This window comes from Mucilaginibacter gossypii, from assembly GCF_017569325.2.
Classification (GTDB): domain Bacteria; phylum Bacteroidota; class Bacteroidia; order Sphingobacteriales; family Sphingobacteriaceae; genus Mucilaginibacter; species Mucilaginibacter gossypii.
In genome coordinates this window covers 1,262,484-1,274,493 of the sequence record NZ_CP071878.2, presented here as the reverse complement: position 1 = coordinate 1,274,493, position 12,010 = coordinate 1,262,484, and the positions used below count along the sequence as shown (strand labels likewise).

The 12,010-nt window shown below is 40.3% G+C and carries 11 protein-coding genes; all 11 read left to right on the top strand.

Going from position 1 to position 12,010, the window contains the following annotated elements:
• The first annotated feature begins 499 nt into the window (after positions 1–499).
• Positions 500–1,063 (top strand): UpxY family transcription antiterminator, encoded by a 564-nt coding sequence (locus tag J3L18_RS05565; RefSeq protein WP_189549007.1) that lies wholly within the window; start codon positions 500–502, stop codon positions 1,061–1,063.
• Positions 1,053–2,351 (top strand): nucleotide sugar dehydrogenase, encoded by a 1,299-nt coding sequence (locus tag J3L18_RS05560; protein WP_091162540.1) that lies wholly within the window; start codon positions 1,053–1,055, stop codon positions 2,349–2,351. The genes J3L18_RS05565 and J3L18_RS05560 overlap by 11 nt, the downstream gene beginning before the upstream one ends.
• Positions 2,352–2,356: 5 nt before the next feature.
• Positions 2,357–3,796 carry a lipopolysaccharide biosynthesis protein gene (locus J3L18_RS05555; protein ID WP_129567609.1) on the top strand — a complete coding sequence of 480 codons (1,440 nt, stop codon included), beginning with the start codon at positions 2,357–2,359 and terminating at the stop codon, positions 3,794–3,796.
• Positions 3,793–4,968, top strand: a complete 1,176-nt coding sequence (locus J3L18_RS05550) for a DegT/DnrJ/EryC1/StrS family aminotransferase (protein ID WP_129567608.1) — start codon at positions 3,793–3,795, stop codon at positions 4,966–4,968. The genes J3L18_RS05555 and J3L18_RS05550 overlap by 4 nt, the downstream gene beginning before the upstream one ends.
• Positions 4,965–5,822: a glycosyltransferase family 2 protein gene (locus J3L18_RS05545; protein ID WP_223266064.1), complete on the top strand. Its 858-nt coding sequence runs from the start codon at positions 4,965–4,967 to the stop codon at positions 5,820–5,822. Before J3L18_RS05550 ends, J3L18_RS05545 begins: the two co-directional genes overlap by 4 nt.
• 17 nt (positions 5,823–5,839) lie before the next feature.
• Positions 5,840–7,009: a glycosyltransferase gene (locus tag J3L18_RS05540; protein ID WP_129567607.1), complete on the top strand. Its 1,170-nt coding sequence runs from the start codon at positions 5,840–5,842 to the stop codon at positions 7,007–7,009.
• Positions 7,010–7,027: 18 nt separating this feature from the next.
• The gene (locus tag J3L18_RS05535; RefSeq protein ID WP_129567606.1) at positions 7,028–7,795 is read left to right on the top strand and encodes a DUF2334 domain-containing protein; all 768 of its coding nucleotides are present in this window, start codon (positions 7,028–7,030) and stop codon (positions 7,793–7,795) included.
• Between the two features lie 16 nt (positions 7,796–7,811).
• Positions 7,812–9,056: a DegT/DnrJ/EryC1/StrS family aminotransferase gene (locus J3L18_RS05530; protein WP_129567605.1), complete on the top strand. Its 1,245-nt coding sequence runs from the start codon at positions 7,812–7,814 to the stop codon at positions 9,054–9,056.
• Positions 9,057–9,065: 9 nt separating this feature from the next.
• Positions 9,066–9,656, top strand: a complete 591-nt coding sequence (locus J3L18_RS05525; RefSeq protein ID WP_112654419.1) for a sugar transferase — start codon at positions 9,066–9,068, stop codon at positions 9,654–9,656.
• Between the two features lie 84 nt (positions 9,657–9,740).
• Positions 9,741–10,898: an O-antigen ligase family protein gene (locus tag J3L18_RS05520; RefSeq protein ID WP_189549005.1), complete on the top strand. Its 1,158-nt coding sequence runs from the start codon at positions 9,741–9,743 to the stop codon at positions 10,896–10,898.
• Positions 10,899–10,923: 25 nt separating this feature from the next.
• Entirely contained in the window at positions 10,924–11,985 is a 1,062-nt protein-coding gene (locus J3L18_RS05515; protein ID WP_129567603.1) for a glycosyltransferase, read from the top strand.
• Positions 11,986–12,010: the final 25 nt, after the last annotated feature.

The window sequence follows — 12,010 nt, the reverse complement described above, 5'->3', positions numbered from 1 at the left end:
ATCATTTTTACAATGGTATAAGGTTAATGCTAATTTGTGTTTTAAACTTTTAGTTAGACTGTTTATTTGATCGCCGCTGTTCCATGTGACTGGATTGGCGGAGCCGTAAGCAACATAAGTTGCAGTTGTTATGAACCAATAACCGGGTAAAACCGGAGAACTTTATAAGCCGTTAGCTTGCCTTTTTACCGCCTGACCAGTGTGACTGGATTGGCGAAGCCGCAGAGAGACTAGAACGCCTGTTATATTCTATAATAAACGGGAAAAACCGGCGAATATTATAAACCATTAGTTCGATTATTTTTTATTAACCGCCTAACCATGTGACTGGATTGGCGGAGCCACAGCCAACACAGGCTGCGTCTGTAATAAATCAGATAACCAGGTTAGTAATTTTCAAATACTATTTTTTAAAACCATCATCACTTGCGCCATGTGAGTGAGTTGGCGAAGCTATAATAAGCCCTTATTAATTCCCCGATCCAACTTTATTCATTTTATGGAAACCCTATTAAGAACACCGCAATTTCGCATGACAAATTATCATGAAAAAAAATGGCTTGTTATTTACACCAAGCCCCGATGGGAAAAAAAGGTGGACAAGCTTTTAAAGCAAAATGGCATTGAATGCTATTGCCCGGTCAGAGATGTAGTAAGCCAATGGTCTGACAGGAAAAAGGAGATCAGTGTCCCTCTGTTTAGCTCCTACGTATTTGTTCATGTCAATGCTTATGAGCAGTCAAGGGCACTTTATGTAATGGGGGCGTTAGGCTTTGTTTACTATATGGGTAAACCTGCTGTAGTGAGGGACAACGTAATAGACGAGATCAGGACAAATCTTGTACGCTACAAAGACATGGAAATTGTGAGCCTTAACAACCTCACTGTTGGTGATACAGTTAAAATAAAAGATGGCGCTCTTGTAAATCAAATGGGTAAGGTGCTGCAGATACAGGGCAAAAATGTATTAATGATTTTTGAAACCATCAATTGCGCTTTGGTAACACGTGTTTCAATCCAAAACTTATCAGTTCATAACATCAGCAGAAATCATGAAAATTGAGAATTACCAACCTAAATTAGGCATTATCGGTCTTGGTTATGTAGGCTTGCCCCTGGCCGTTGAATTTGCAAAAAAATACAAAGTTATTGGCTATGATATTAATGTAAGTCGCATTAATGAGCTCAAATTGGGCATTGACCACACTTTAGAGATCGACTCTGACCAATTAAATGCAGTAATTACGCCTGTTTGCACAACCGCAACCGGTTTATACGTTACTGATGAAATTGAAAAACTACAGCAATGTTCCATATTCATTGTAACTGTGCCAACCCCTGTTGATAAAAATAACCGGCCGGATCTCTCTCCGTTAATAAACGCCAGCAGGGTTGTAGGCAAAGTGTTAAAAAAGAATGATATCGTAGTTTACGAATCAACCGTATATCCCGGGGTAACAGAAGATGAATGTATGCCTATTTTAGAAAAAGTATCGGGGCTTACCTATAATGTTGATTTTTTTGCAGGCTACTCGCCTGAAAGGATCAATCCCGGAGATAAATTACATACCGTTTCAAAAATCCGCAAAATTACATCAGGCTCTACTCCGGAAACAGCCGAAACTGTAGATAAGCTTTACCAATCAATTATTACAGCCGGCACATTTAAAGCGCATTCGATAAAAGTAGCTGAGGCTGCCAAGGTAATTGAAAATGCGCAACGCGATATAAATATTGCATTTGTGAACGAGTTGGCCATGATCTTTAATAAACTGGGTATCGATACCCATAAAGTATTGGAGGCAGCGGGCACTAAATGGAACTTTCTGAATTTTCGCCCGGGCCTTGTTGGCGGCCACTGTATCGGGGTTGACCCATATTATCTTGCACAAAAGGCCCAGGAAGCAGGTTATCACCCTGAAATTATTTTGGCTGGTCGGCGTATCAACGACTCTATGGGTGCATATGTTGCCGATCAGTTTATTAAACAGATGATTTGTCGCGGTACTTCAATAACAGATAGTGAGGTGCTTATACTTGGTTTCACATTTAAAGAAAACTGCCCCGACGTAAGGAATACCCGTGTGATAGACATTGTTAAACGGTTGAAGGAGTATAAAGTAAAAGTGCATATCCATGATCCCTGGGCCAACGCGGCACATGCTAAAAAAGAGTATGGCATCATCTGCGAAAACGGCGAATCAAAAACCCGTACCTATGATGGGGTTTTACTTGCGGTTGCCCATGAGGAGTTTAAAGAAATGAATGTAAAAGCACTTTGCAAACCTAATGCCGTATTGTATGACCTGAAGGCGTTTTTACCGGAAGAGGTTGTTAACGCCCGGCTTTAAAAATTATGAGCTATAAACAAAGAGCGGTATCTGGCATAGTGTGGGCGCTATGGCAGCAATTAAGTTCAAAAGTGGTAAGCTTCGGCATATCCATATTTCTGGCACGGATCCTGGAGCCATCACAATTTGGTTTGATAGCTATGCTATATCTTTTTATATCGGTAGGCAATAGTCTTTTGGATGGCGGCCTTACTGCTTCGCTGATCCGCACAACCGATGCCGGTCAGCGCGATTATTCAACCGTCTTCTATTTTAATATCATTGGCAGCAGTATCCTTTACCTGATACTTTTTATAACAGCGCCGCTTATCGCTGCTTTTTATCATCAACCGTTGTTAACCTCTGTTGTGCGGGTTTACACCTTAATTTTGATCATAAACGCATTTTTTGGTGTACAAAGCACCTTGCTGGTTAAGGATCTGAAGTTTAAAAAACAAACTAACATTCAAATCCCATCAGCTATTGGCGGCGGAATATTAGGTATCATACTTGCAAAATTAGGGTACGGCGTTTGGAGCCTTGTTTGGATGGGTTTATGCACCTCATTTTTATCAACAGCCATACACTGGATTACCTCAAGCTGGCGACCGGCACTAATCTTTGATAAAGCATGCTTTAAAAAACATATTCATTTTGGTTATAAAATGACATTGTCGGGTTTAATTGATACCGTTTATCAAAACATTTACCTGATAATCATAGGTAAGTTCTTTTCGGCAGCCCAGCTTGGCTACTACAGCCGGGCCGATTCGATAAGCCAATTACCGATAAGTAACATTTCTGCTGCTATAAATAAGGTTACCTACCCAATGTTTGCAGAAATATCAGACGATCCGGTGCAGTTAAAAAATGTTTACAAACGACTCATGCAACAGGTAGTATTCTGGAATGCACCGGCACTCATCATGCTGTGTATCATTGCCAAACCGCTGTTTCATATTTTATTAACAGATAAATGGTTACCTGCTGTTCCTATTTTCCAGTTGCTGTGTATAGGAGGCATCATGTATCCCCTGCACTCATACAACTTAAATGTGCTGAAAGTGATGGGGCAAAGCGCGCTGTTTTTAAAGTTGGAAGTTATTAAAAAAGTTTTGAGCGTTGTCGGGATCCTGTGTTTTATCCCCTTCGGCATCTATGGCTTGTTATATTTCCAGTTATTTTTTAATGTAATAGCCTATTATATCAACTCTATTTACAGCGGGCGTTTAATTGACTACCCCGTTACCGAGCAAATAAAAGATATTTTGCCTACAGTGGTGTTAGCCGGAGGCATTGGCCTCTGCTGTTATTTCCTCGACAAGTTGGTGATCAATGATTTTTTCATCCCAACTATGCAAATTGGCATATTACTCATAGTATTCATCGCGGTTTATTATAGTGCCAGTTTGTTAATTAAGCTCTCCGCTATTAAAGATTTTAACCAATTAATCCTAAAAAGATGATTCCAGTAACCAAACCATTTCTCCCTGCCGAAAAGGAATTCAGAGCCTATGTTAAAAGTATCTGGGAAAGGCAATGGCTCACCAACAACGGGCCCCTTGTAAACACGCTCGAATTAAAGTTAAAGCAATACCTGGGCGTTAGTCATATGCTGTTTGTAACAAACGGTACAATAGCTTTACAACTGGCCATCAAAGCACTTAACTTAAGCGGAGAAATTATCACAACGCCATTTTCATTTGTTGCTACTACAAGCACCATAGTATGGCAGGGTTGCGAACCCGTATTTGTGGATATCGATCCTGAGACACTGAATATTGATCCGGCTAAAATAGAAGCGGCCATCACACCCTACACATCGGCTATACTGGCAACACATGTATTCGGTAACCCATGCGATATAACAGCCATACAGGCTATTGCTGATAAACATAACCTTAAGGTGATCTATGACGCCGCACATTGCTTCGGTACTTTTTATAAAAACCGCTCCGTATTTGAATATGGCGACATCAGTGTAACCAGCTTTCACTCAACCAAATTATATCACACAATCGAAGGCGGCGCTGTATTTACCCAGGATCCGGAGTTATTAAAAACCATGGCACTGATGCGCAACTTCGGATATTCAGGTGTTGATACTTTCTCGGAGGAAGGCATCAACGCCAAAAACAGCGAGTTTCATGCTGCAATGGGTTTATGCAACCTGCGCCATGTTGACGAGATACTTAAAAAAAGAAAGTATTTGTATGAGCAATATCTGCAGCGCCTGGAAAACCTGAATGTTCAGTTTCAAAAACTTGAAAACGAACAGGATTACAATTATGCATATTTCCCGGTCGTTTTTCAAACAGAGGCGCTGATGCATCAAAGTAAAGCAAAATTAGAGTTAGCACAGATTTATTGCAGGAGGTATTTTTACCCCTCACTATCATCATTGCCATACGTAAAAAGCCAACCAATGCCTGTTTGCGATTCGATAGCTTCAAGGGTGGTTTGCCTTCCCTTATACCATACGCTATCGCTGTCAGATCTTGACCTTATTTGCAGGTTACTGCTCCGTGCACAAAACTTCGACAACAACTTTAAACCGAAACATTTTGGCACACTGGTGACTGATAAAATTGAATCTGAAATAAATGTAAGGGCTGCGAATGTAAATGGAACGGTATGAATGATGATGAAATAATGGTAAGTATTATCTGTATTACTTACAACCATGAAAAATTCATTTCCGAGGCTATCCGAAGCTTTTTGATGCAGAACACCAACTTTAAGTTTGAGATCATCATTGGCGACGATTGCTCGACAGATAAAACCCAGTCAATAATTAAATTTTACTCAGAAACCTATCCCGGCAGGATCAAGCTTATAGCCTCCCCTGCCAATTTAGGCACACATAAAAACTTAATTAATTGTGTTACACAGTGCAGGGGCAGGTACATAGCTCTTTGCGAGGGCGACGACTACTGGACAAATGAATATAAACTGCAAAAGCAGGTTGATTTTTTAGAAAATAATGCCGACTTCGTTATTTGCTGCCATTACCACAAAGTGATAAACGTTAATAACAAAACACTTTACGTACATCCTAACCCAACACCACTAATACATACATATGCCGATTTGCTGGCGGGGAAACAGGAAGAAACAAAAACGGCAACAGTTGTTTATCGCAATATTCCCGAAACCCTTCAGTTATTCACTGCCCCCTGGTTTTTTGAATGTTTTGCCGGAGATAAAATGTTTAAGCTATGGGCCACTCAGCATACTGGCGGTAAAATTTACGTAATACCCGAGGTAATGAGCTGTTACCGCAATCATGAGGGCGGCGTATGGAGCATGATCAACGCCAAAGCACGTATGGAAATGGTTATAAGTGATTTCAATTTAATCATCAAAAATTTCACATACTCCGCGATCGCTAAAAAAAGACTTTTGCTGCTTTATATAAAACGCTATCTGCTTTTTGAATTACAAAACAAGCGGTTTCGTAAAGCGTACGATACGGTAAAATACCTCCTATAACTGCCAGCGCATTTAACATGAACATACAAGCCGCCCCCTTTTCAAAACCCGTTCTGTTTTTCATTATTCCGTCGCTTAAAGGCGGAGGAGCAGAAAGAGTTATCATTTCGCTTGCTAATTATTTTAATAAAAACAACTTCCAGTCGGTACTTATTTCTTTAAACAATGATGTTCCAGCATATGAAATTGATGACGATGTTAAGGTATTTTACCTAACTGACCGTCAAAAAAGCTCATTTATTTACAGGTTGTATCATATTGCCGAAACTTTTTTTAAACTTATCAAGTTATTGCGGACTCAAAAACCGGTGTGCGCTTTATCGTTCATTACATCCGCCAATGTTTGGACTGGCATTACCTGTTGGTTAACCCGGGTGCCTTACATTGTTTCAGAGCGCACTTCGCCCGATAGAAGTGTTATCAGGTTTAACTATTTACGTAAACAACTGGCTTTAAACTTATATAAAAGAGCCGAAGCAGTTGTAGTAAGTGCTAAAGGAGTAGAGGACTGCCTGCTTAAGGATAAAGACTTTAAAGTACTCACTAATATCGTGCGCATAACAAATGCTGTTACTATTTTCCCATTATCGTCAGAGGAGAAGGTTCACCATCGGAGGTTTATTTTGGGGGTTGGCCGTTTGGCTTATGTAAAAGGCTTTGATATCCTTATTGAAGCCTATGCAAAATCAGGCCTTACCGACGTCGATCTGATAATCGTTGGCGATGGCGAAGAACGCGCTAACCTTGTTTGCCAGATCTTTAATCTCGGGTTAAGAGAACGGGTGTTGCTGCCTGGCAGCAAAAACAACCTCCAGGATTATTATAACCAGGCCGAAATGTTTGTTTTGCCATCGCGCAACGAGGGATATCCCAACGCTTTAGTTGAGGCTATGAGCTTCGGATGCCCTTCCATAGCGGTTGATTGCAATTTTGGACCTTCGGAGATCATCAATAACGGCAAAAATGGAATACTGGTAAAGAGAGGGTCAATAATTGATTTAGCCGATGCAATACACCGCTTGGCCGGCGACGAAGTTTTAAAAACAACTCTTGGAAATCAGGCCCGCGTAATATCTCAAACCAACCATCCCGATAAGATCCTGGGAGAATGGGAAACGTTAATCAAAAAGCACATTGCTGCAACTGCAACAGCGGCACAACTAACAAACAGCCAACCAGCTTTATAAAACTATCAAACTGTTAATATGCTACAGTACTTAATTCGTTTGGATGATTTATGCCCGACAAATAACCTCCAAAAATGGGAGCGTTTCTTCATCCTGTTTGACAAGTATGACATAAAACCCATAATTGCTGTTATACCGGCAAATAAAGACCCAAAGTTAAAAGCCTGCGGTAATTTCAATCCTTACTACTGGCAGTTGGTGCGCGAACTTCAAAATAAAAATTATGTGATAGGCATGCACGGTTTTGATCATTATTACATAAATCACAACTCCGGCCTACTGAAGATGAATAACCGGTCGGAATTTGCAGGCTTGCCATTGCAAACACAAAAAGAAAAAATAAGAAAAGCGGCCGAAATTTTCAAACGTGAAAATATCAGCCCCACTGTTTTTATTGCTCCTGCACATACTTTTGACCGTAATACATTACTTGCTTTACACGAATACACCAACATTAAAATAATAAGTGACGGCCTGCTTAAGTCGCCTTATGTAAGATTTGGCTTTAATTGGGTACCTGTTCAACTATCAGAAGTTGAACAAAAAACAAAATACACCTGGACATTCAATTATCATCCCGAAACCTGTTCTGACAAAACATTTGCTGAGCTTGAAATTTTCTTAGAAAAAAACCATCACCTTTTTGTTTCATTGGAAGACCTCGATTTTTCAAATTATACCTGGGCAGATGCCCTTGCCGAAAAATATTGCATTTATAAACGATTAGCCCGTGATTACGCTCAAAAAGCAATCGCTTTTTTGGAACGGGTCCCCGCCGGAAACTAACTCTATTAAACCTGATATGAAAATTTCTTTTGCGCCACCTTACATTGACCAGGCTGTTATAAACGAGGTTATGGACACGCTTAACTCTGGCTGGATAACCACCGGACCCAAAGTAGCCGCACTTGAACAGCAAATGAAGCAGCTTACAGCTTCGGATGCAGCTGTTTGCGTAAACTCCTGGACATCAGGAGCTATCCTAATGCTGAAATGGTTCGGCATAAAGGAAGGCGACGAGGTTATCATACCAGCATACACCTATTGTGCTACCGCCTTAAGTGTACTGCATTGCGGGGCTACGCCGGTGATAGTTGATGTTGATGACGATTGCTGCATCTCCACAGAAGCTGTAATCAAAGCAATAACCCCAAAAACAAAAGCAATTATTGCTGTTGACATAGCCGGCTGGCCATGCAACTACGAAGAATTAAAGGCGATTATCAATAAACAGGAAATTAAAAAACTATTTGTTGCTGAAAGTCCCAAGCAAAAGATTTTAGGTAGGATCCTCTTAATTGCCGATGCAGCTCACTCAATCGGTGCAACCATAAATGAATTACCGGCAGCAAAGTATAGTGACGTATCGATATTTTCTTTTCACGCGGTGAAAAACATCACTACAGCCGAAGGAGGTTGTATCTGCATCAATTTGCCTGCCTGCTTTATTCCGGCCGAGGAACATCGGTATTTAAAACTATATACTCTTAACGGCCAAACCAAAGATGCCTTTACCAAAAGTAATGGCGGCGGCTGGAAATACGACATCCTGTTTATGGGCCTCAAAATCAACATGCCCGACATTTGTGCAGCAATAGGCCTCGGCCAACTCAGAAATTATGAAGCCAGGTTGCTCCCTATGCGCAAGCATGTTGCATCCATATATTGTAACAGGTTCAAATCGATGGACTGGTTTATTGAACCACCACTGAAAAACGAGCAAAGGGAATCATCCTACCACTTGTTTGCCCTGCGCATCAAAGGCATATCAGAGGCACAGCGTGACCATATAATTGAAAGCATTATGGCTGAAGGGATCATGGCCAATGTACATTTTACCCCGCTGCCAATGCTTACTCTTTTTAAAGATCTGGGTTATAAGATCGCTCAGTATCCATCAGCTTATGCCCTTTACGCAAATGAAATCTCATTGCCTATTTATCCTCAACTTACCGGCGAGCAGATTGATTTCATAGTTACTACGGTAATAAACTCAGTTAACTCTGTGCTGGAAGAATCTAAAGAACTTGCAAAAGTTGAATTATAAAATAGAGTTATGATTAAACGGCTTTTTGATATTGGCATATCACTTATAGCACTGATAATGTTGCTGCCATTGTTTATTTTAATTGCCATAGCTATTAAAATAAATTCGAGGGGAAGCGCATTTTATAAACAAACAAGGGTTGGGAAAGATGGAAATGAGTTTGAACTGTTCAAATTCCGCACCATGTACATAAACTCGGACAAGGCCGGATTACTAACCATAGGTAGTAAAGATTACCGGATCACCAGTGTTGGTTACTGGCTCAGGAAATACAAACTTGATGAACTGCCGCAATTACTAAACGTATTAAAAGGCGACATGAGCTTTGTTGGCCCGCGCCCCGAAGTACGGAAATATGTAAACCTGTATACACCTGCTCAACTAAGGGTATTAAGTGTTAAACCGGGAGTAACAGACTGGGCATCTATCAAATATTTTGATGAAAATGATATCCTGGCCGGCAGCGATGATCCTGAAGATATGTATATCAAGGTAATAGTTCCATCAAAGATCAGCAAGAACCTCGAATACATTGACAACCAGGATCTTTTCATGGATCTGAAGATTATATTTTCTACAATAAAACGAATTTTTCAATAGCACCACTTTATTATGCTGCTTAAAAAGTGCCTCTTTTACGGTTTAATGCTCTTCTATCTGTACACACTTGCTTTTAACATTTTCATGACAGATACTTTGAGGATTCCTGCGCCTGTAATTTTTTGCATGCTGCTATTCTTTGTGCAAAAACCTTTGCTGGATTTCGGCTATACCAAGGAGTTAATAATTTTTTTAATCGGCGTTTTTTTATACCAGGTAGTAGGGATGAGCAATTATATTACCTTTTTTGCCATTCTCCTTACTATAATACCATGTTCGTTATACTTTAATTATTTTGTAGGTGCAAATAAATCGCGCTATTACGCTTCAATATTAATGTTCTTCTTTTTGCTCATGTGCTCTATGATCATTATGGTACTTGATCACAGCATGGCAGGTACCATTGATCCGATCAGGAGCATGCTTTTGGGCGAACCGGTTAAACAAAGCCCTGCAGGGCTGGCAGTAACACAATTTAACTTCGGATACCAGGTTGTGGCCATTACAACGTTTGCCTTCATTGCCTCATGCACCACAGGGCAATATCTTATAGCAAGGGTTTTGGTTTTAGCAGCCTGCGTTGTCTGCATTTACCTTGGCATGAACAGGTCGGCATTTATAAGCTTTGGAGCCGGTGTAACGCTCTTTCTGTTTATTTACTATCGCTATAGAGCCGTTTTCCTGGTTGCAGCTACAGTGATCATATGTTTTGGGTTGTACACTTACGTATTAAAAGATAACACTGACGATAAAAACAACATCCTGTCAAAAAATCAAGCTAAAGAGGCCAATGATTTTAATAGGGCCGACATGGCTGCCGAAAACCTTAAAATATTTGCAGATTATCCTTTCGGGCTTATATTTTATGGCAAAACCTGGAACGACGTAACTTACCGAAACCCCTTGTTTACATTCGGCCTGTCATCGCACAATGCCTACCTGATGTTTATTACCCTGCTCGGCCCGTTTTTGGGGCTGGGGTTGCTATGGGCCATATATTACAAAACTGTCCGACTGTTTTGGCAAACTATAAAAAACGTAAAACATAAAGGGAGTGCAATTTATGTAGCTATATTTTTCACATTCATAGCAATTTCATTAAATGCGCTGTCGCATAACGGGTGGCTGATGAGCGTGGACGGCCCTACTATATTTATTTATTTCGCTGTATTACACTACAACAGGTTAAAAGACCCGGTAAAACAAACCGAACCAGTGCAGGAAGAATTAGCTATTGCTTAAAACTTGATCCCGATTTTTATTTATAATGAGAAAGAAGATTTTCCTTGTTCTTGGTTCCCTTGGCACAGGTGGTTCTGAGCGTGTTTACTGGCTGCTATCGCAATATTTCAACAAGCCCGATTATGAGGTAGTTGTAGTGTTACTTAATGGAGACGAGTGCAGTTTCTCAACAGAAATAGCAGGTATCAGATTTTTAAACCTGAAAACAATAAAAGCTTCACGCTCATTTTTTAAACTTCGCAAGCTGCTGAAAGATGAAAAACCATACGCTGTTTTTTCAACTACTGATCATATTAATATCCTGGTAGCCTTTGTTTCAATGTTTGTTAAAGTGCCTAATTTAATAGCCAGGGCATCTAACAATCCTCAACAAATGGCGCAGTTTTATGAATTTAAATCCCGCTTTTACAATTACTTTTCAAGGTTTTTGTTTGTGCGCTTTAACTCAATAGTTTGCCAGTCTGAAGAAATGAAGCAATCCATAGCCCGGTTTTATAATATCAACCTAAACAAGCTTATTGTTATTCATAACCCGGTTATTATAACGAATGCAATAAAACCTCAAAATCAAATTTCAGGATTAAAGAGGCTTATTGCAGTTAACCGGCTCATCAAAGAGAAGGGATTATTTCGCTTGCTTGAGGTTATGAAAGCACTGCCTCAAAACTATGTTCTAACTATAGCCGGCAAGGGCCCGCTGATGGACACCTTAAAAGCAGAGGTACAAAATATCGGCCTCAACGAACGCGTGAAGTTTATCGGCGAAATTAAAAATGTTGCCGATGTTATTTCTAAGCATGACTTACTGGTTTTAAGCTCATTTACCGAAGGCTTCCCTAATGTAGTGCTCGAAGCACTGTCGGTAGGCGTTCCGGTAGTTACATTCAGAGTTGGCGGGGTTAACGAACTGATAAGGGAAGGCTTTAACGGTTTTATAGCCGAACAAAATGATCTTTGCACACTACGCCATCAAATTATCAGGGCATGCAATCAAACCTGGCAGCATCCTAATATCAAAGCCGATATCGTTGATCGCTTTAGTCTCGAGAAAATAGGCATGGAATATGAAACCCTGCTTGCTAATTAAACAAAACTATTAACCCCTAACGTTT

Coding starts and splice junctions, on each gene's coding strand:
- J3L18_RS05545 (WP_223266064.1), top strand. CDS start 4,965: ATGAATGATGATGAAATAATGGTAAGTATTATCTGTATTACTTACAAC.
- J3L18_RS05525 (WP_112654419.1), top strand. CDS start 9,066: ATGATTAAACGGCTTTTTGATATTGGCATATCACTTATAGCACTGATA.
- J3L18_RS05515 (WP_129567603.1), top strand. CDS start 10,924: ATGAGAAAGAAGATTTTCCTTGTTCTTGGTTCCCTTGGCACAGGTGGT.
- J3L18_RS05565 (WP_189549007.1), top strand. CDS start 500: ATGGAAACCCTATTAAGAACACCGCAATTTCGCATGACAAATTATCAT.
- J3L18_RS05540 (WP_129567607.1), top strand. CDS start 5,840: ATGAACATACAAGCCGCCCCCTTTTCAAAACCCGTTCTGTTTTTCATT.
- J3L18_RS05535 (WP_129567606.1), top strand. CDS start 7,028: ATGCTACAGTACTTAATTCGTTTGGATGATTTATGCCCGACAAATAAC.
- J3L18_RS05520 (WP_189549005.1), top strand. CDS start 9,741: ATGACAGATACTTTGAGGATTCCTGCGCCTGTAATTTTTTGCATGCTG.
- J3L18_RS05560 (WP_091162540.1), top strand. CDS start 1,053: ATGAAAATTGAGAATTACCAACCTAAATTAGGCATTATCGGTCTTGGT.
- J3L18_RS05530 (WP_129567605.1), top strand. CDS start 7,812: ATGAAAATTTCTTTTGCGCCACCTTACATTGACCAGGCTGTTATAAAC.
- J3L18_RS05555 (WP_129567609.1), top strand. CDS start 2,357: ATGAGCTATAAACAAAGAGCGGTATCTGGCATAGTGTGGGCGCTATGG.
- J3L18_RS05550 (WP_129567608.1), top strand. CDS start 3,793: ATGATTCCAGTAACCAAACCATTTCTCCCTGCCGAAAAGGAATTCAGA.